Genomic DNA, 18,482 nt, shown 5'->3' with positions numbered 1-18,482 from the left:
TGCCCCGCTTTCGCGGGGCATGACGAGCAGTGTGTGGATACGTCGAGACTAGCTCGCCTTCCGTGCCGCCAGCGCATCCGCGACTGCCGTGCGGATGTCGGCGACCGAGAACGGTTTCGTCACCACGTCATGCACGATCGCCTCGAGGCCGGAGGCGCGCTCGCGCTGATGGGCGAAGCCGGTCATTAGCAGGATCTTCAGCGCCGGGAAATCGCGTGCCGCGGTCAGCGCCAGCGCGATGCCGTCCATCACTGGCATCTGGATGTCGGTGAGCAGGAGGTCGAACGCGCCTTCATCGCGCGTCAGCATCTCCAGCGCCTCGGCGCCGTCCTGCGCGGTGACGGTCTCGTGGCCGTCCATGGCGATGGCGCGGGCCACCAGCGAGCGCATCGAGTCTTCGTCGTCGGCGATCAGAACACGCGTCATGGTGATGGTCGGTTTCCGAAAGTGGTGGCCGTCAGCCTCAGGCGCGGCCGCCGGTGAGATCATGCTTGTTGAAGAAGCGTACGTCGATATTGCGGCCTTCGGGCGGCGGCGAGGCGAGGCGCGACTTGAAGAAGGCGCGCTCGCCGGGATTGAGCACCGGCTGCTCCAGCACGGCGTTCCAGGCATAGATCTCGGCGCCCTGGGCGTCGCGGACCGAGAAGCGCAGCCGCGGCAGTTCGACCGGCTTCCGGGTCTGGCCGACGATCATGCCCTCGATCACCAGCACCGGCTTGCCGTCCGCGGTCTCGTTGGTGATCTTGAGGTCCTTGAAGGCGAGGCCGCGCAAATTCACGTCGAGCCCGACCATCTTGTAGAACAGCGCAGTCTGCGGCAGCAGCCGCACCACGTCGTTGCGCCAGACGAACAACGCAATGATCAGCGCGCCCATCGCGGCGCAGGTGGTCGGCAGGGCGCCGATCACCGGCATGAAGGGAATCCGCGGCAGGGAGGGCAGGCGGAACAGGCGAGGAAGTCGCGGCAGGCGGAAGCGGCGCTTTCCGGGGGCATCCTCGACGTCGGCATGAGCGGCGGCATCGGCCGCGGCCACCGCCGGCCATTCCGTGGCCGCGGCGTCCTCGTCGGCCGGTAAATCGGCCGAAATCGAGGGGCTTTCGACCATCGGGGTCGTGTCGGCCTCGTCGCGGCCCATCGCGTCCCATTCGGCGGCGAGGTTGGAGCCGGCGGCCTCATAGGCCAGAGTGGGCGCGGTCGCCCCGATCGCGTCCTCCGGGCGGGCCAGCCAGACCTCGCGGCAGCGGGAACAACGGACCGTGCGTCCGGCCTCGCCCAGGGTGGCCGGATTGATGGCGTAGGATGTTGTACAATGCGGGCAAACGATATGCATATGGAGCCGAATCTCCACGGTGTGGTATGCCCGGATGCTACCGAGCGACCGTTAACGAATCGGAAACCATAACCGACGCACAAGCTTTCTGTGCGGTTCGCGGCCGCTCGGCGGGCCGCCAGTATTGGGTATTGGGCCACAGGCCCTCTCGAACGGAGCTAGCGCATTGGTTCGGTTCGAAAATGTCGGTCTGCGTTACGGGCTCGGCCCGGAGATTTTGCGCGACCTCTCTTTCATGATCCCGGCGCATTCGTTCCAGTTCCTCACCGGGCCGTCCGGCGCCGGCAAGACCTCGCTGCTGCGGCTGCTGTTCCTGTCGCTGCGGCCGACCCGCGGGCTGGTCAATCTGTTCGGCAAGGACGTCTCCCTGCTGGGCAAGGACCAGGTCGCCGACCTGCGCAAGCGGATCGGCATCGTGCTGCAGGATTTCCGCCTGCTCGACCACATGACGACCTATGAGAACGTCGCGCTGCCATTCCGCGTGATGGGCCGCGAGGAATCGACTTATCGCCGCGAGGTGATCGACCTCCTGAAATGGGTCGGCCTCGGCGAGCGTATGGATGCGCTGCCGCCGATCCTGTCGGGCGGCGAGAAGCAGCGCGCGGCGATCGCGCGCGCCGTGATCTCGCGGCCGCAATTGCTGCTGGCGGACGAGCCGACCGGCAGCGTCGATCCGACGCTCGGGCGCCGCCTGTTGCGGCTGTTCATCGAGCTCAACAAATCCGGCACCGCGGTTATCATCGCGACCCACGACATTACATTGATGGATCAGTACGAGGCGCGACGGCTGGTGCTGCATCAGGGACGGCTGCACATCTATGAGTAGGAGCGGCGACGAGAAAGTGTCGTTGGTCGATCTCGGGCGCGAACGCCCGCAGGTCCCGGCCACCGCGCGCAACATGTCGCCGATCGTGCCGCGTGCCTCGATCTCGGGCCGCGCGCTGGTCGCGGTGGTCGCGATCATGACCTTCCTCGCCTCGCTGACGACAGGCACCGTGTTGCTGGTGAGCGCGTCGGCGGCCGAGTGGCAGTCCGAAGTATCGAGCGAGATCACCATCCAGGTGCGTCCCTCACCTAGCCGCGACCTCGACCGCGACGCGCAGGCCGCGGTGGAAGCGATGCGGGCGCAGTCCGGCATTCTCGAGGTCCGTCCGTTCAGCAAGGAGGAATCCGCCAAGCTGCTGGAGCCCTGGCTCGGCAGCGGGCTTTCGATCGACGAACTGCCGGTGCCGCGTGTGATCGTGGCGCGGGTGCAGCCCGGCACCACGCTCGATCTCGCCGCGTTGCGCGCGCGGGTGACGCAGGTGGCGCCGACCGCCAGCGTCGACGATCACCGCGCCTGGATCGAGCGGATGCGCTCGATGACCGGCGCCACGGTGTTTGCCGGCGTCGGCATCCTGATCCTCGTGATCATCGCCACCATCATCTCGGTGTCGTTCGCCACCCGCGGCGCGATGGCGTCCAACCGCCCGATCGTCGAGGTGCTGCATTTCGTCGGCGCCGGCGACAGCTTCATCGCCAACCGCTTTCTGCGGCATTTCCTCCGGCTCGGCCTCGAGGGCGGGTTGATCGGCGGTGGCGCGGCGATGCTGGCGTTCGGCTTCTCCGAGTCGATCGCCAACTGGTTCTCCGGCACGCCGGTGGGCGACCAGTTCGCGGCCCTGCTCGGCACGTTCTCGCTGCGTCCGTCCGGTTACCTCGTCCTGGCGTTGCAGGCGGTGCTGATCGCGGCGATCACCGCATGGGCGTCGCGGCGCACCCTGTTCGCCACGCTCGACGACATCGACTGACCGCCCGCGGCGTCGCAATCATGGGGGCGGTTTCGTGATCGCGGGGCGTCGCCAGAGTGTGATTTCGCGCGCATCCGCACGGCCCTGGCCGGGCAAAACCGGTTTCCACTTTTCCGGATCATGCTCTAAAATCCCCGGGGGGAAGGATATCCGCATCACATGAGTTTGCAGCCCGACGATACGTCGCCGAAAGGCCATGCCGCGCAGGCGCGCGGCTGGCTGCGCGTCGTCATCGTCGTGCCGCTGGCGCTTGCCTTCGTTGCCGCCGCGGTCGGTTTCATCGGCTTCCTGTCGCAATTGCGCGGTGTCGAGACCGATCCGCCGCACAATGCCGACGGCATCGTGGTGCTGACCGGCGGCTCGTCGCGGGTGTCCGACGCCATGGAGCTGTTGGCGGCGGGCTACGGCAAGCGGTTGTTGATCTCGGGCGTGCATCCGACCAACGACGCCAATGACATTTCCCGCTCGGTGCCGGACAGCCAGGGGCTGATGCGGTGCTGCGTCGATCTCGACCGCTCGGCGGTCAACACCCGCAGCAATGCGGCGGAGACGCGGCGCTGGGCGCACGAGCGCGGCTTCAAGTCGCTGATCGTGGTGACCTCGAACTACCACATGCCGCGGGCGATCGTGGAACTGTCACACGCGATGCCGGATATCACGCTGATCCCGTTCGCGGTCGTCGGCGACAAATGGCGTGATGAGCCGTGGTGGACGAGTGGCGGAACGTTCCGTCTCTTGCTATCGGAATACGCCAAATATGTCGCTGCAGAAATGCGGGTGCGGTTGGCCGATATCGGCCTCGACCTGACCTCCGATCTCGCCGAGCAGCCGGCAGCTACGCCGCGCCGCCCGGCAACGGCGCAGGCGAACAAGGACTGAAATGATCTTCCTGCGCTCGCTGATCTTCAACGTGCTGTTCTATCTGGTGCTGGTGCTGCTCTGCATCGTCGCGCTGCCGGCGCTGCTGTTGCCGCGCGGCGCGATGATGGCGATCGAGGCCGCGTGGGCCAACACCAGCCTGTTCCTGATGCGCGTAATCTGCAACATCCGGATCGAGTTCCGCGGCGTCGAGAAAATTCCGCAGGGGCCGCTGATCGTCGCTTCCAAGCACCAGTCGTTCTGGGAGACGTTCGCGCTGGTGCGCTTCTTCGAGCATCCGCTGTTCATCCTCAAGCGCGAGCTGATGATGATCCCGGTGTTCGGCTGGTACCTGAAGAAGGTCGGCATGATCTCGGTCGAGCGCGGCGGCGGCCCGCGCTCGCTGATCAAGACGTTGAAGCGTGCGGCGGCCGAAGTGAAGCTCGGCCGGCAGCTCGTGATCTTTCCCGAGGGCACGCGCACCGCGCCCGGCGCTGCGCCGAACTACAAGGCCGGCGTCGCGCAGATCTACGCCGAGAGCGGCGTGCCGTGCCTGCCGATCGCGCTCAATTCCGGGCTGTTCTGGCCGCGCCGCACCTTCATGCGCTATCCCGGCACGCTGGTGGTCGAATTCCTCGATCCATTGCCGCCGGGCCTGCCGCGCGACGAGTTCATGAACCGCCTGCGCGAGGCGATCGAAACCGCCACCGCCCGCATCGTCGACGCGGGCCGCGCCGAACAGGCCCAATTGTTCGGTGGTGTGCCGGGTGCGAAGGGGTAGGGCGAGTGCTCGACGACGCTCGGTGGTCGCGGGACGATTGCGAAGCGCCTCGGACCGGTCACCGATCGAGCCGTCATTCGGGGCGATTGGCCTGAGAACAAGCCGATGCCGACGTTGCAGCCTTTACATCGAGCGAGTGCAGTTCACCGCGGAATGGGGCCGATCGAACGTGACGTTCGCGGCGCTCCAGCCAGTTTGCATCACAGGTCGTGGGCATTCCCCGATGTCGCCCTCCACAGTTGCGAGCGAGTCGCGCCTGTAACTCCGGGCGAGAGCCGGTCATTTTTGATCTATCTCAATCATCACCGCGGCGAACCGACGCAGGTTTCAGACAGAAGCTTGGCGGAGGCGCTGATGCGAAAAGTCGGGGGTAAGTCAGCTCTGAACAATGGCCTGATCACGCGGATGGGTGACAGCCTCTTCATGAGGGCCTGCTACGTTTCCAGGTCCGTCACGGAGCTCTTCGACAAGCCGCTTCGGCCGTTCGGCATCAGCTCGGCACAATTCGTCCTGCTTTCGATGATCGATCAAGCCGGCTCCATCACCCGCGCCGAGATCGCTCGCCTGCAGCATCTCGAGCGCTCGACGCTCACCCGAAATCTGAAATTGATCCTTTGCGAAGGGTGGGTCGAAGAAGTGCGCGACAACGCCGACGGCCGGAGCAGACCGATCGCGTTGACCAACGCAGGAAAGGATTTGCTGTTCAGCGCCCAATCGGCATGGCTGGCGGCACAAGACGAGGCCAAGGCGCTGCTCGGCAAAGATGGTACGATGGCGCTGATCAGCATCGCAGACCGCATCACGCATCCGATCGAGGGATCTTCCGAGCCGCCATCCTCGGCGCTGGTCAATTAAGCTGACTGACATAGGCGGCGACGGCCTTCACTTGGGCTTCGGTCAGATCGTGCGCTATCGGCTGCATGATCGATGAGTTGTCGGGTTGATCCTTCTTCTGGCCACGCTCCTTGTCCCAATTGGCCAGCTTGCGCTGGACATAGTCGGGAAGCTGACCGGCAAGCCGCGGAAACGCGTCGGCGCCTTTGCCGTCCGTGCCGTGACAGGACGCGCAAGGTGGAATGTTGGCGCTCGGTACGCCTTCCTCGTAGATCTTCTGACCGTCGGACGATAGCGATTTGGCCCCGCCTCCGAGCGGCTTTGGATTGAGATCTTTGAAATAGGTCGCGAGCGCCTTGACCATCTCCGGGTCGAGCACGTGTGCGACGTTGTTCATCACGGGATTGGTCCGCCTGCGGTCGATGAATGCCTGCAATTGGCTTGCGAGATATTCCGGCTGCTGGCCCGCAAGCCGTGGCATGGGGGCCGATCCACGAAATCCTTGCCCGTCGAGCCCGTGACAGGTCTTACAGTAATCCGTCTTTGCTTTGAGAACCTGCGCCGAAATGTTTTCTGCTGCGGCACCGTATGCACCGATAGCCATTGAAGCGAGCGCAAGGACAGTGACGAGGGCGGCATGCCGGTTCAATCGCAGGTTCATTGAGTGTCCCCTTCAGATGCGCGTGCAAGCTACGCTGCGCCGCGCGCATCGGTCCACTTCAAAATTTTCGAATCGACCTTCGTGCACGCTATCTCGTTGTACATGCAACATTCATTGTTGCAGATGCAGCGCTCGTTGCTGAAATGGCGCGCGTCGTATGGAAATGCAATCGCTTTCGACGAAGCTGCTTCACAGCGTGCGCAACCATTGCATTATCTCAACTGCGGCGCGCGTCGTTCTCTGTTCTGAAAAGGAGTCGCGCCGGAAGACGGAATGAGATGCGATGCGGGATAGACGTTCCGATCCAATGTGGACCAAAGGCGGGGTTGCCGCCGCAATGGCCATTTTCGCCGCCGTCGTTCAGCTCGTGATGATCGGTGGGTCGACGCCGGCAAGCGCATTGCCGAGTTTCGCGCGCCAGACCGGACAGCCTTGCGGCACCTGTCATACCAGCTTCCCCGGGCTGACGCCGTTCGGCCGGCGCTTCAAGCTTCTCGGTTATACGACGGGCGGCGGCCTCTACAAGACGACGCCGTTCGGCAACAATAACGGACCGCAAGAGGCTTATGCGGCGCTGCGCAGCTACGCCAACCGCATGGACAGCGGCGGTGACACGCAGCCCGCCGCATCGAGCGGCGAGCGAGGTTGGGTGCCTCCGATCTCCATGATGGCAATTGCGGGCTTTACCCATACGCAGGCTGACATCCCGGCGCCGAGCGATCCCTATCGACCTAACGACAATGCTGTGCTGACGCCCTTCAGCGGCTTCTGGGGCGGCGCGATCACCAGCAACATCGGCGCGTTCGCTCAAGTCACCTACAACGCACCCGATCCGGTGTCCGGATTGAGCGGCACTCCTGCGGACAAGTTCCTGCACACATGGACCTGGGACAACACCGACGTGCGTTTTGCGAGCACGACCAGAATCGGGCCGCTCGATATCATTTACGGAATTACGGCAAACAACAATCCGACCGTTCAGGACCTCTGGAATACGACGCCGGCCTGGACGTTTCCTTATGCAGTTTCGAACCTTGGTTCGACGCCCGGCGCCAGCACGATGATCGAAGGCGCGTTCGCGGCGCATGTCGTGGGTGTTGGCGCCTATACGATGATCAATGACATGCTGTATCTCGAAGCGACCGGCTACCAGACGCTTCGCTTCACCCAGCAGAACTCGCTGGGTGTGGATCCGTTCGGGGCACCGGGTCAGTTCAGCGCCGTCGCGCCCTATTGGCGCGTGGCGCTTGAACCGCACTGGGGTCCGCACACGTTCATGTTCGGCACCTACGGCATGATCTTCAACGTCAACCCATGGATCGATTCGACCTTCGTGCAGGGAACGACCGGCGTGCTCGGCATCGCGGACAGGTTCACCGACGTCGGTTTCGACTCACAATATCAGTACCAGGGCTCCAACTACTGGATTACGCTTCGCGCCAATTATCTGCGTGAATTCCAGCAGCTCAATGCGAGCTTCCCGACCGGTGCGTCCGCCAACCCGAACAATTTGCTCAACACGCTTCGCCTCACGGGTGAGGTCACCTTCGGCGGGGACGATCGCTTCGCGCTAACCGGCCAGTACTTCAAGGTCTGGGGAACGCCGGACGCCAATCTTTATTCGGTAGGCGGCGGTTTCGCGAACAACAGCCCGAACAGCAGCGGATGGATGGCGGAGCTCGACTACATTCCGTTTGGAATGGGCAAGGCACCGGGTTGGCCGTGGTTCAACGCCAAGATCGGTCTGCAGTACGTCTATTACAACAAGTTCAACGGCACCACGCTTGGCGCCCAGGACAACAACACTGTTTTCCTTCACGCATGGTTTGCGATGTAGCGGCGCAACGGAGATCGATTCATGAGCAGATTTTCCTCGTTGGGAATGGCAGGACTGGCCATCATGGCCACCGCGCCGGCGTTCGCCGCTGATCTGCCGATCCAGATGCCGGTCAAGGCGACGTTCGTGCAGAGGTTCACCTGGACGAGTTGCTATATCGGCATGCATGGCGGCGGGTCCTGGATGAGCAACACCATCACCGACCCGGTATTGCTGGTGCAGGACAACGTCAATCTGGGTGGACCGGGCTTCACGACGGGTGGTCCTACCACCATCGGTCTCGATCAGCATGGCGCGGTCGTCGGCGGCCAGCTCGGTTGTGACTACCAAGCCCCCTCGAATTTCGTGATCGGCATAGAGGGCGCGGCGTCCGGTTCCACGATGAAGGGAGAGCGGCTGCTGGCACTTCCAGACAGTGCGCCCGACACGGCGTTGCTGACCATCAAGACCGACTTCATCCCGACGGTGACCGGCAGGGTCGGTTATGCGGCCGATCACTGGCTGTTCTATGCGAAGGGTGGTGTCGCTTGGGCAAACAGCAAGTACAGCCTCACCGGAAACTTCACCGCGGCCGGCGCTGTCGTGCCAGCGATCCCCTTTGATTTTGAAGGGCTGGGTGACCGCTTCGGCTGGACCCTGGGCGCTGGCGTTGAATGGGCGTTCGCTGACGATTGGTCGGCGCGGCTCGAGTACGACTATTACGATTTTGGCACCCATACAGCGACGATGAACGACGTCAACAACGGGTTGGGCCCGCTGAGCTTCAAGACGACCATGCAGACGGTGAAGCTCGGCGTGAATTTTCACGTGTGGAATTGGCAGTAGATCGCATCGAAAGCGGACGATGAGCAGCTTTGGCTCCTGTTTGACGATGATACGAGCGGCGATCCTTGCCGCAGCACTGTCGATGAGTCTCCCGGTCGCAAGCCGAGCGGGCGAGCTGCAAGCCAAGCTTGACTATTGCAAGACTTGCCACGGCCTATCGGGTCAGGGCTACCGCGGCTACTTCCCGATGCCGCGATTGGCGGGCCAACAGCAGGAATACTTAGAGAACCAGCTGCGCGCATTCGTGGAACGCCGGCGTATCAATCCGATCATGGCCAATGTCGCACATGCGCTGAGCCCCTCGATGGTTTCCGGATTGTCGTCGCATTTCCAACATCTCAATCCGAAGCCGATCGGGGGCGCGCCGTCACATTCGTCTCCTGCGGGTAGACAGATTTTCAATGAAGGATTGCCGGAAGCCAACGTGCCGGCCTGTTCTGCTTGTCATGGCAGCGACGGACACGGCCAGAACGAGATCCCGCGGCTTGCCGGACAGCTTTACGAATACATGGTCGGCCAGCTGACTGGATGGTCGAAGGTGCGCGGCCAGGGTACTTCAGTCGACACTTCCGCGGTCATGGCGCCGACCGCACACAACATGTCGCGATCGCAGATCGAAGCCGTCGCTGCCTATGTGAGCACGCTGCCATGAACCTCACGCGCTCTGCCTGGATGGCCGCGCTGTTGACAGCGCTCATCGCCCCGGTTGCCACGGCCGTGGCCGGTGAGCAGATCGTGCCGGTTCAGAACTGCACCTGGTGTCACGGCACATCGGCACAGGGGTATGCGATGGCGCCCCGGCTGGCCGGTCAGCGCCCGGCCTATCTGGAAACGCAACTCAACAGCTTTCGCGAGCACTTCCGAGACGCTCCGCTCTCGAAGCAATATATGTGGAGCGCGACCGCAGCTCTCGGACCGCAAGCCGCTCGCGATCTTGCTGCCTATTTTTCGACGATTCCGCCGAGAGCCGCCAATGACGGCAACACGAACCTCGCGACGATGGGCCGCACAATCTACATGAACGGAATTCCGGATGCGAACATCGCGGCCTGCTACGCATGCCATGGCCCGAATGCCGAGGGCATCAGGGATATTCCCCGCCTCGGGGGGCTCTCACGCTTCTATCTGAAAGCGCGTCTGGAGCAGTGGGGCCAAGGATACCACTCCGTCCCGGGATCCCCGATGCCTCTCGTGGCCCGCCCGTTGGCATCTGCCGAAATCGAGGCCTTGGCATCCTACCTCAGCTTCGTCAAGTAGCCGATGTGGCGCTACCGGACAGCTGCCCGAATGGAGCGAGCAGGCAGGCGCCGGCCGGATTGCGTCCTTACCGCATCACGAACGGATTCGCCGGCACGTCCGTCGCGGTTGAGATCCAGACGCTCTTGGTCTCCTGATATTCGCGCACCGCGTCGATGCCGCTCTCGCGGCCGACGCCGGAGAACTTCATGCCGCCGAACGGCATCATGTAGCTGATGGCGCGGTAGGTGTTGACCCACACGGTGCCGGCGCGCAGCTGCTTCGGTACGCGGATGGCGCGGGCGAGATCCTTGGTCCAGATGCCGGCGGCGAGGCCGTAGATCGTGTCGTTGGCGATGCGGATGGCGTCTTCCTCGGTGTCGAAGGAGATGATCGACAGCACCGGGCCGAACACCTCCTCGCGCGCGATCCGCATGGTGTTGTCGACATCGGTGAAAATCGTCGGCTCGACGAACTGGCCGCCCTTGATGCCGTCGCCGGTGGCCGGCCTGCCGCCGAGCAGGCAGCGCGCGCCTTCGGCCTTCGCGATATCGATGTAGTCGAGCACCTTCTTGTACTGCGCGGGTGTCGTGATCGGGCCGACATTGGTGTCGGCTTGCATGGGATCGCCGATCTTGGCGGATTTCGCCAGCTCCAGCACGCGCGCGACGAACTTCTCCTTGATCGAGCTCTGCACCAGCAGGCGCGAACCGGCGATGCAGGTCTGGCCGGTGGCGGCGAAGATGCCGGAGATCGCGCCGGCCGCGGCCGCCGTGAGGTCGGCATCCTCGAACACGATGTTGGGCGACTTGCCGCCGAGCTCGAGCGAGACGCGTTTGAGGCTCTTGGCCGCGGTCTCGTAGACCTTTGCGCCGGTCGTATCCGATCCGGTGAAGGTAATTTTCGCAACGCCGGGATGCGAGATCAGCGCGGAGCCCGCCTCGGGTCCGAAGCCGGTCACCACGTTGAAGATGCCGTCGGGAATGCCGGCCTCTTTCGTCAGTGCCGCGAATTCCAGCGTGCTGGCCGAGGTGAATTCCGAGGGCTTCACGACCACCGCGCAGCCGGCCGCGAGCGCGGCGGCGCATTTCCAGGCGACGAACAGCAACGGTGAATTCCAGGCGGTCAGCGCCGCGACGACGCCGACCGGTTCATGCGTCGTGTAGGCGAAGGTGTCGGCCTTGTCGATCGGCACCAGGCCGCCCTCGAGCTTGTCGACGAGGCCGCCGAAATACCACCACCACTCCGGATGATAGCGCAGCTGGCCCAGCATCTCGGCCATCAGCTTGCCGTTGTCGCGCACCTCGATCTCGGCGAGACGCTCGGCATTGGCGGCGACGAGGTCGCCGAGCTTGCGCATCACCTTGCCGCGCGCGGACGCCGTCATCTTCGCCCACGGGCCGCGCCACATCGCCTCATTGGCGGCCTTTACCGCCTTGTCGGCGTCGGCCGCCGTGCCGCGCGGGATTTTGGCCCAGGCCTCGCCGCGATAGGGATCGATGCTGTCGAACCACTCGCCATTGGCGGGGTCGACATACTGGCCGTTGATGTAGAGCTGATAGGTCTTCATGACATCCTCCCGCAAGGCGACGGTTCTGCTTGGCGAAACCGTATCACGCCTTGCGCGACGCCGTCATAACGCAGCCGCGGGAATGGGTTGCAGGCCGCGTGGACCGGCATCAGCCGTGCGGCGCGGCCAGCTCGGCTGCGATGATGGCGCCGAGCGCCATGTCGCTCTGCTGCCCAAAACCATGATGCACGATGTTGCCGTCGCGTCCGATCAGGATGCTGGTCGGGGTTCCCTGCATGCCGTAGCGCTGCATGGTGACCGGGATCGGCGTGCCGTCGCCGGCTTCGTCGACGCCGATCGGGAAGGTCAGCCGGTATTCGTGGATGAAGGCTTCCAACGCGACCTCCGTCATCGCCGCGTGGTGCTCGAACACGGTGTGCAGCCCGATCACCTGCAGGTCGGAATGCTTGAACAGCTCGAACGCGCGCTGTGTCTGCGGCGTGCCGTGCGAGACGCAGCCGGGACACAGCATCTGGAAGGCGTGCAGCAGCACCGGGCGGCCGCGCAGCGCGGCCAGGGTCAGGGGCTCGCCGGTGTTGAACCAGCGCGATGCCGCGATTTCCGGTGCTGGAGTCACAATATCAGTTCCTTGCGCTGGGCCTTTCAGCAAATTGGCAAGGTGGGACAAGGTCTGTCAACGACCCCAAAGCACGATCCGGCAACGTGCGAAGCCGTCGTCCCTCGCGACAAACGCGGAGCGTGCTTGCGCGGACATCACTTCGGACAAGAAGCCAAAGCGCGATGACACTTCAATCTGATCTCAGGTGACCCGGCGACTCCCAATTGCTGCTGCGCAAAATAGACCATCGAGCATATTTCGCCGATCGCATTTCCCTGCTGTAATCAGGGTCGCCGCAAGCCGCCGGCGTGGTTTCGAGCCACAGCGAGGCGATGCGGCGACTTTCATTGCAGGAGACCATGGTTGCACGCTGATTTTTTGTCGGCGTCCCCTTAAGGGAGATCAGTCATGAGAACCTTACTGGCGAATGCTGGTTTGGCGCTGTTGTTTGCCTTGGCAACGGGACCGGGTGTCAGCGCTCAGGAGGCCCCTGAATATTTCAAACAGACATTTCCTGACCAGGTACTGAAGCCGCATTGGGACGAACAGCTGGCCGTGATGAATCCCAAGGGAGCTTTGGACGCGAAGACCAAGCAGCTCATTGCCCTCGGTGTGGCAGCACAGATTCCGTGCGTCTATTGCGTTTACGGTCACACCAAACTGGCAAAAGCCGCTGGTGCGACCGATGCGCAAATAAAGGAGGCCGTCGCAACCGCCGCGCTGGTCCGTTTCAACAGCACGATGCTGCAAGGTGCGGGTTACGACATGCAGAAATTCCAGCAGGAAGTTGATAGACTGTCCGCACCGAAATAGCCTTGGTGCAAGTTTTGTTGCATCTGCTCACGAATCGCCGACGCCCGCTATTCAGGCGTAACGCGGAGCTCGCTACTCTGCGCGCGCGCTTCGGATTTGCGCGTACGCGGCCTGGTCAGGACGCGCGTGCCGTGGCCCGCCGTGCCCGTCGCGCAGCGCGGCGGCGCTGGGTCCAGAGCCTGGCGCGGTCGAGATAGAGATAGACCACCGGTGTGGTGTAGAGCGTCAGGATCTGGCTCAGGATCAGCCCGCCGAAGATCGCGATGCCGAGCGGCTGGCGCAGCTCGCTGCCCTCGCCGAGGCCGATCATCAGCGGTACCGCGCCGAACAGCGCGGCAAGCGTCGTCATCATGATCGGGCGGAACCGCATCATGCAGGCTTCGTAGATCGCATCGCGCGACGACAGTCCGCGCTGGCGCTCGGCATCGAGCGCGAAGTCGATCATCATGATGGCGTTCTTCTTCACGATGCCGACCAGCAGGATCACCCCGATCATGCCGATGATGTCGAAATCGGTGTGCGACAGCATCAGCGCCGCCACCGCGCCGACGCCGGCCGAGGGCAGGGTGGAGAGGATGGTCAGCGGGTGGATGTAACTCTCGTAGAGCATGCCGAGCGAGATGTAGATCGTCGCGAGTGCCGCGAGAATCAAAAACAGCTCGTTCGCCAGCGCCTGCTGGAAGATCTTCGCGGAGCCCGCGAACCCGCCGGAAATGCCCGCCGGCATGCCGAGCGCATGCATCGCGTTCTCGATCGTGGTGGTCGCGGTGCTGAGCGAGACGCCGGGCGGCAGATTGAACGAGATGGTGCTGGCGACCAGCAAATCCTGGTGGTTGACTGCAAGCGGCGTCTCGCCGTGCTCGAAGCGGGCGACGCTCGACAGCGGGATCATCGTCTCCGCGCTGGTCGAGACCGCGGTCCCGGTCGAGGCGACGCCCTTGCCGGTGGCGCCGATCGAGTTGGTGGCCTGATTGCGCACCACACTGGCGGCGACCGAGCTGATCGAGCTCTTCTGCGAGGACGAGGCCACCGTTCCGGCCACCGCATTGGTGCTCTGCGTGCCGCTCGCTGATCCGCCCGAGGTCGAGATGTAGACCTCCTTTAGGATCTGCGGGTCCTGCGAGAAGCGCGGCGCGACCTCCATGATGACGTGATACTGGTTGCGCGCGACGAAGATGGTCGAGACCTGGCGCTGCCCGAACGCGTCATAGAGCGTGTTGTCGAGCTGGCTGACGCTGATCCCGAGCCGCGAGGCGGCATCGCGATCGATCACTAGGTTGGCTTGCAGCGCCTTGTTCTGCTGGTCGGTGTTGACGTCGGCGAGCGTCGGCTCCTTCTGCAAGGCGGCGACGAGCTTGGGCGTCCACTCGTTCAGCTGCTCGAAGGTCGAGCCCTTCAGCGTGTATTGATAGGCCGCATTGCCCGAGCGGCCGCCGGCGCCGAGATCGCCGATCGATTGCAGGAACAGGGTGGCGCCCGCGACCTGAGCCAGCGGATCGCGCAGCCGCTCGATCACCTTGTCGGCGCGCAGCTTGCGTTCATTCATCGGCTTCAGCGAGGCGAACACGGTGCCGGTGTTGGTGCCGCCCGGGCCGACGCCGCCGCCGCCGGTGAAGCCGACCGCGGTGTCGACCGCCGGATCTGACTTCACGATGTCGATGAACTGGGTCAGCTTCTGCTGCATCAGCTGGAACGAGGTGCTCTGATCGGCCTGGATCGAGCCGATCAGCAGCCCGGTATCCTGTTGCGGCACGAAGCCCTTCGGCACCACCGTGTAGAGATGGACATTCAGGTAAAGCGTGCAGCCGAGGATCAGCATCACCAGCAGCGGATGGCGCAGCGCGAGGCCGAGCGTCGCGCGGTAGCCGCTCAGCATCAGCTCGAAGGCGCGTTCGTTGATCCGGTAGATCCAGCCATGCGGCTGGCCTTCCTCCTTGCGCAGCAGCACCGCGCACATCATCGGCGTCGTCGTCAGCGAGACCACCAGCGAGATCACGATCGCGATGGTGATCGTCATGGCGAATTCGCGGAACAGGCGGCCGACCAGCCCGCCCATCAGCAGGATCGGCACGAACACCGCGATCAGCGACACACTCATCGACAGCACGGTGAAGCCGACCTCGCGGGTGCCGACCAGCGTCGCCTCCAGCCGCGACATCCCGGCATCCATGTGGCGGGCGATGTTCTCCAGCACCACGATGGCGTCGTCGACCACGAAGCCGGTTGCCACCGTCAGCGCCATCAGCGAGAAGATGTCGAGGGTGTAGCCGAGCAAATACATCACGGCGAAGGTCGCGATCAACGACACGCCGACCGCGACCACAGGCACCAGCGTGGCGCGGGCGTTGCGCAGGAACGCGAACACGACGAGGATCACCAGCGCGACGGCGATCAGCAGCGTGATCTCGACGTCGTGCAGCGAGGCCCGGATCGTCTTCGAGCGGTCCATCGCCAGCGTGATGTCGATCGCCGGCGAGACCGAGGCCCTGAGCTGCGGCATCAGCCCCTTCACGCTGTCGACCATCTTGATGATGTTGGCGCCCGACTGCCGGTACACGATCATCACGACGGCCGGCTTGCCGTTGGAAAGGCCGAGCGTGCGCACATTCTCGACGGAATCGATGACGTCGCCGACATCGGTCAGGCGCACCGCCGCGCCGTTGCGGTAGGCGACGACCAGCGGCTTGTAGTCCGCGGCCTTGCGGGCCTGGTCGTTGGCGTAGATCTGGTAGCGCTGGTCGCCGACGTCGATGCCGCCCTTCGGGCTGTGCGCATTGGCGCTCGACAGCGCGGCACGGACGTCCTCGAGCCCGATGCCGTATTTGTACAGCGCCGGCGGGATCAGCTCGACCCGCACCGCGGGCAGCGAGCCGCCGCCGACCGAGACTTCGCCGACGCCTTCGACCTGCGACAGCTTCTGGGCCAGCACGGTCGAGGCGGCATCATAAAGCTCGGCCGGCGTCAGCGTGTCCGAGGTCAGGGTGTAGATCAGGATCGGCGCCGAGGCCGGGTTGAACTTGCGGTAGGTGGGGTTGGCGCGGAGGTTGGTCGGCAGGTCGGCGCGCGCCGCGTTGATGGCCGCCTGCACGTCGCGCGCGGCGCCGTTGATGTCACGGTCGATGTCGAACTGCAGCGTGATGCGGGCGGAGCCGAGCGAAGACGTTGACGTCATTTCGGTGACGCTGGCGATCTGGCCGAGGTGGCGCTCCAGCGGGCTCGCCACGGTGGAAGCGACGTCGGCCGGGCTGGCGCCGGGCAGGGTCGCCTGTACCATGATGGTCGGGATGTCGACGTCGGGCAGCGGCGACACCGGCAGCTTGAAGAACGCAATGATGCCCGCCACCACCAGTCCAAGGGACAGCAGCGTGGTGCCGACCGGCCGGCGGATGAAGGGGGCGGAGAGGTTCATTGCATCAGTGTCGATGTTCGCGGATGAGCTTCTATCCGTCTGCGCTGCGATGCAAAAGCCTAAATGTCACAGGCCGCCGCCATACACCCGCCGCGATTTGTCTTGCCGCAACAAATGCCGGACGGCGGCCACATTCTCGAACGCATCATCTCGACCGCGGACACGGATTACTTCGCCGCATTCTGGCTCGCGCCGACGAAGTAGAAATCCTCAGCTCCCGGCACCGAACCGTAGCTGAAGGGCTGCTGCCGCCGGTCCGTCGCCGCCATGACGTCGTCGCGCACGAGGTCGAACAGCTTGCGGATCTCGATCCGCGGCGTCTGCATGCGCTTGATCAGGGCGGTCACGAACGGGCTGTGACCGCCGTCGCCGTCGAGCGCGACCTGACCGTGCTTGGCGGCGTAGACGACCAGCGTGCCGCTGTCGGGTTCGACCTGGGCCAATCCCCTGCCGATCGAGCGTGACGCGACGGTGCGCTTGATCTGGTTGGCGAAGGGGTTGTCGCGGCAGGCATCGAGAATGACGAGATGCAGCTTGCGCGCCCCCTCGGTGGCGCCCATCACCTGGGTCAGGGCGACGGCCTCGAACGACACGTCGCGATCGGTCGCGAGTTTGGCATCGACCGGCACCAGATAGTTCTCACCTGCCATCTCCATGCCGTGCCCGGCATAGTAGATCACGGCCCAGTCGGCGCCGTCGGCCGCGTTGGCGAATGATTTGAGGGCTTCGACCAGGCTATCCCGCGTCGCGTCGGTGACGAGGCGGACATCCTGAAAGCCGACCGCGCGCAGCGTATCGGCAATCGCCGCGGCGTCCTGGCCGGGGTTCGGCAGTGCCGGGACCGAGCGGTATTTCGAGTTGCCTACGACCAGGGCGATGCGCCGTTCGGCCGTTGTTGCCTTTGGACTCGGGCCGAGCGGCGGGACCGGAACGGCCGCGGCGAGCGCGGGCGCGGGACTGGCCGTGCCAGGCTTGGCCGCGCCGTGATCCGCGACCACGCTCTTCTCCGTGGCGGCGACCTGATCCAGCCGGCGCAAACCTTCCCTGGCGACGCGCTGGCCCTGGGTGCGGTCGAGCTGATCGAGGCCGATGACGTCGAGCGCGTGCCGGAAGTCGGCGCGCGCGCCATCGATATCGCCTTTCTTCTCGTCGGCGAGGCCCCGCCGCGCGTAATTCAGCGCGCCCTGCGCATTCAGTTGCGTGGCGTGGTCGTAGTCGCGCATCGCCTGGTCGAGCTCGCCTCTGCTCGCGAGCGTCAGGCCGCGTAGCGAGTAGAACTCGGATTGCCCATCCTGGATGCCGATCGCGCGCTCGATGTCGCGCGCGGCATTGTCGAGATCGCCGGCGCTGATCTCGACCACGGCCTTGCAATAATAGGGGCCGGCTGCGCGCGGCGCGAGCTTGATCGCATCCTGGCAATGCAGCGCCGCGAGCCGGTCCTTGCCGCTGAAATCATAGACCAGCGCGCGATTGACATAGGCGTACCACGAGTTGGGATCGAGCTCGATGGACTTGCCGTAATCGACCAGCGCGCGATCATAGTCTCCAGTGGCGACGAACAGCTCGGCGCGATTGTTGAACCAGCCGGCGCTGAACGGACCGGCAGGCTTGAGCCGGATCGCCTGATCGAAGTCGCTCAGCGCGCGGTCATAGTCCTGGTTCTGCAGATAGACCTTGGCCCGCTGACCATAGGATGGCGCAAACGTCGGATTGATCGCGATCGACTGATCGTAGTCCGCCTTGGCTTTCGCCAGATCGCCCTTGTTGTGCCAGGCGAGCGCCCGGTTGTAATAGGTGATCGAAAGGTCGCGCCCCCTCGGATTGGCCGCGATCAGGCGGGTGCAGGCGGGGATCGCGAGCTCCGGGTGCGGATCCTTGGCATCGCACGCCGCGCCATCCTCTCGCAGGCCGGCATGAGATGGTGAGTTCAGCAGCAACAGCAGGCCGAGTGCGGCGAGCTTGGGCAATGAGGGGCGCAT

General features: G+C 64.3%; 17 protein-coding genes. 10 read left to right on the top strand and 7 right to left on the bottom strand.

Annotated features, from left to right (window positions below):
- Positions 1 to 48: 48 nt before the first annotated feature.
- Both CO675_RS21905 and CO675_RS21900 read right to left on the bottom strand, forming a co-directional pair.
- A complete protein-coding gene (locus tag CO675_RS21905; RefSeq protein ID WP_097674090.1) occupies positions 49 to 426 on the bottom strand; it encodes a response regulator in 378 nt (125 codons plus the stop codon).
- 37 nt (positions 427 to 463) lie between these two features.
- On the bottom strand, positions 464 to 1,330 hold the full coding sequence (locus CO675_RS21900; RefSeq protein ID WP_097673943.1) for an MJ0042-type zinc finger domain-containing protein: 867 nt from the start codon (positions 1,328 to 1,330) through the stop codon (positions 464 to 466).
- A 166-nt stretch (positions 1,331 to 1,496) separates the two neighbouring features.
- Between CO675_RS21900 and ftsE the strand changes: the two genes are divergently transcribed.
- The 5 genes from ftsE to CO675_RS21875 all read left to right on the top strand — a co-directional run bounded on the left by ftsE (position 1,497) and on the right by CO675_RS21875 (position 5,614).
- Positions 1,497 to 2,156 carry a cell division ATP-binding protein FtsE gene (gene ftsE, locus CO675_RS21895; protein WP_063695512.1) on the top strand — a complete coding sequence of 220 codons (660 nt, stop codon included), beginning with the start codon at positions 1,497 to 1,499 and terminating at the stop codon, positions 2,154 to 2,156.
- Entirely contained in the window at positions 2,149 to 3,120 is a 972-nt protein-coding gene (locus CO675_RS21890) for a cell division protein FtsX (RefSeq protein ID WP_097673942.1), read from the top strand. The genes ftsE and CO675_RS21890 overlap by 8 nt, the downstream gene beginning before the upstream one ends.
- Before the next feature lie 159 nt (positions 3,121 to 3,279).
- Complete coding sequence (locus CO675_RS21885; RefSeq protein ID WP_097673941.1) at positions 3,280 to 3,999, top strand: YdcF family protein; 720 nt, start codon at positions 3,280 to 3,282, stop codon at positions 3,997 to 3,999.
- A gap of 1 nt (position 4,000) precedes the next feature.
- Positions 4,001 to 4,759, top strand: coding sequence for a lysophospholipid acyltransferase family protein (locus CO675_RS21880; RefSeq protein WP_097673940.1), 759 nt, complete (start codon positions 4,001 to 4,003; stop codon positions 4,757 to 4,759).
- A 285-nt stretch (positions 4,760 to 5,044) separates the two neighbouring features.
- On the top strand, positions 5,045 to 5,614 hold the full coding sequence (locus CO675_RS21875; RefSeq protein ID WP_158231288.1) for a MarR family winged helix-turn-helix transcriptional regulator: 570 nt from the start codon (positions 5,045 to 5,047) through the stop codon (positions 5,612 to 5,614).
- Here CO675_RS21875 and CO675_RS21870 read toward each other — a convergent pair.
- Positions 5,607 to 6,254 carry a c-type cytochrome gene (locus CO675_RS21870; RefSeq protein ID WP_097673938.1) on the bottom strand — a complete coding sequence of 216 codons (648 nt, stop codon included), beginning with the start codon at positions 6,252 to 6,254 and terminating at the stop codon, positions 5,607 to 5,609. The genes CO675_RS21875 and CO675_RS21870 overlap by 8 nt on opposite strands.
- A 337-nt stretch (positions 6,255 to 6,591) precedes the next feature.
- Here CO675_RS21870 and CO675_RS21865 point away from each other — a divergent pair, with 337 nt between their 5' ends.
- Genes CO675_RS21865 through CO675_RS21850 form a run of 4 tightly spaced genes read left to right on the top strand, consistent with a single transcriptional unit; the run spans position 6,592 to position 10,173 of the window.
- Complete coding sequence (locus CO675_RS21865; protein ID WP_245452851.1) at positions 6,592 to 8,091, top strand: cytochrome C; 1,500 nt, start codon at positions 6,592 to 6,594, stop codon at positions 8,089 to 8,091.
- Positions 8,092 to 8,112: 21 nt separating this feature from the next.
- The gene (locus tag CO675_RS21860; protein ID WP_097673937.1) at positions 8,113 to 8,916 is read left to right on the top strand and encodes an outer membrane protein; all 804 of its coding nucleotides are present in this window, start codon (positions 8,113 to 8,115) and stop codon (positions 8,914 to 8,916) included.
- A 19-nt stretch (positions 8,917 to 8,935) separates the two neighbouring features.
- Positions 8,936 to 9,568, top strand: a complete 633-nt coding sequence (locus CO675_RS21855; protein ID WP_245452850.1) for a c-type cytochrome — start codon at positions 8,936 to 8,938, stop codon at positions 9,566 to 9,568.
- Positions 9,565 to 10,173 (top strand): c-type cytochrome, encoded by a 609-nt coding sequence (locus CO675_RS21850; protein ID WP_245452849.1) that lies wholly within the window; start codon positions 9,565 to 9,567, stop codon positions 10,171 to 10,173. Before CO675_RS21855 ends, CO675_RS21850 begins: the two co-directional genes overlap by 4 nt.
- Positions 10,174 to 10,240: 67 nt before the next feature.
- On the opposite strand, the gene CO675_RS21845 is transcribed toward CO675_RS21850, so the two are convergent.
- Positions 10,241 to 11,722: an aldehyde dehydrogenase gene (locus tag CO675_RS21845; RefSeq protein ID WP_097673936.1), complete on the bottom strand. Its 1,482-nt coding sequence runs from the start codon at positions 11,720 to 11,722 to the stop codon at positions 10,241 to 10,243.
- 109 nt (positions 11,723 to 11,831) lie between these two features.
- A complete protein-coding gene (locus CO675_RS21840) occupies positions 11,832 to 12,299 on the bottom strand; it encodes a peroxiredoxin family protein (RefSeq protein ID WP_097673935.1) in 468 nt (155 codons plus the stop codon).
- Positions 12,300 to 12,689: 390 nt separating this feature from the next.
- On the opposite strand from CO675_RS21840, the gene CO675_RS21835 reads away from it, so the two are divergent.
- The gene (locus tag CO675_RS21835; RefSeq protein ID WP_097673934.1) at positions 12,690 to 13,094 is read left to right on the top strand and encodes a carboxymuconolactone decarboxylase family protein; all 405 of its coding nucleotides are present in this window, start codon (positions 12,690 to 12,692) and stop codon (positions 13,092 to 13,094) included.
- A 115-nt stretch (positions 13,095 to 13,209) separates the two neighbouring features.
- Here CO675_RS21835 and CO675_RS21830 read toward each other — a convergent pair whose 3' ends face one another.
- Positions 13,210 to 16,503: an efflux RND transporter permease subunit gene (locus CO675_RS21830; protein ID WP_097673933.1), complete on the bottom strand. Its 3,294-nt coding sequence runs from the start codon at positions 16,501 to 16,503 to the stop codon at positions 13,210 to 13,212.
- A gap of 167 nt (positions 16,504 to 16,670) precedes the next feature.
- Positions 16,671 to 18,482: a caspase family protein gene (locus CO675_RS21825; protein WP_158231287.1), complete on the bottom strand. Its 1,812-nt coding sequence runs from the start codon at positions 18,480 to 18,482 to the stop codon at positions 16,671 to 16,673.

This window comes from Bradyrhizobium sp. C9, from assembly GCF_002532045.1.
Classification (GTDB): Bacteria; Pseudomonadota; Alphaproteobacteria; order Rhizobiales; family Xanthobacteraceae; genus Bradyrhizobium.
This window is presented reverse-complemented; position numbering and strand designations above follow the sequence as displayed.

Coding starts and splice junctions, on each gene's coding strand:
- CO675_RS21880 (WP_097673940.1), top strand. CDS start 4,001: ATGATCTTCCTGCGCTCGCTGATCTTCAACGTGCTGTTCTATCTGGTG.
- CO675_RS21860 (WP_097673937.1), top strand. CDS start 8,113: ATGAGCAGATTTTCCTCGTTGGGAATGGCAGGACTGGCCATCATGGCC.
- CO675_RS21825 (WP_158231287.1), bottom strand. CDS start 18,482: ATGCGCCCCTCATTGCCCAAGCTCGCCGCACTCGGCCTGCTGTTGCTG.
- CO675_RS21870 (WP_097673938.1), bottom strand. CDS start 6,254: ATGAACCTGCGATTGAACCGGCATGCCGCCCTCGTCACTGTCCTTGCG.
- CO675_RS21835 (WP_097673934.1), top strand. CDS start 12,690: ATGAGAACCTTACTGGCGAATGCTGGTTTGGCGCTGTTGTTTGCCTTG.
- CO675_RS21890 (WP_097673942.1), top strand. CDS start 2,149: ATGAGTAGGAGCGGCGACGAGAAAGTGTCGTTGGTCGATCTCGGGCGC.
- CO675_RS21900 (WP_097673943.1), bottom strand. CDS start 1,330: ATGCATATCGTTTGCCCGCATTGTACAACATCCTACGCCATCAATCCG.
- CO675_RS21885 (WP_097673941.1), top strand. CDS start 3,280: ATGAGTTTGCAGCCCGACGATACGTCGCCGAAAGGCCATGCCGCGCAG.
- CO675_RS21850 (WP_245452849.1), top strand. CDS start 9,565: ATGAACCTCACGCGCTCTGCCTGGATGGCCGCGCTGTTGACAGCGCTC.
- CO675_RS21845 (WP_097673936.1), bottom strand. CDS start 11,722: ATGAAGACCTATCAGCTCTACATCAACGGCCAGTATGTCGACCCCGCC.
- CO675_RS21855 (WP_245452850.1), top strand. CDS start 8,936: ATGAGCAGCTTTGGCTCCTGTTTGACGATGATACGAGCGGCGATCCTT.
- CO675_RS21865 (WP_245452851.1), top strand. CDS start 6,592: ATGGCCATTTTCGCCGCCGTCGTTCAGCTCGTGATGATCGGTGGGTCG.
- CO675_RS21830 (WP_097673933.1), bottom strand. CDS start 16,503: ATGAACCTCTCCGCCCCCTTCATCCGCCGGCCGGTCGGCACCACGCTG.
- CO675_RS21905 (WP_097674090.1), bottom strand. CDS start 426: ATGACGCGTGTTCTGATCGCCGACGACGAAGACTCGATGCGCTCGCTG.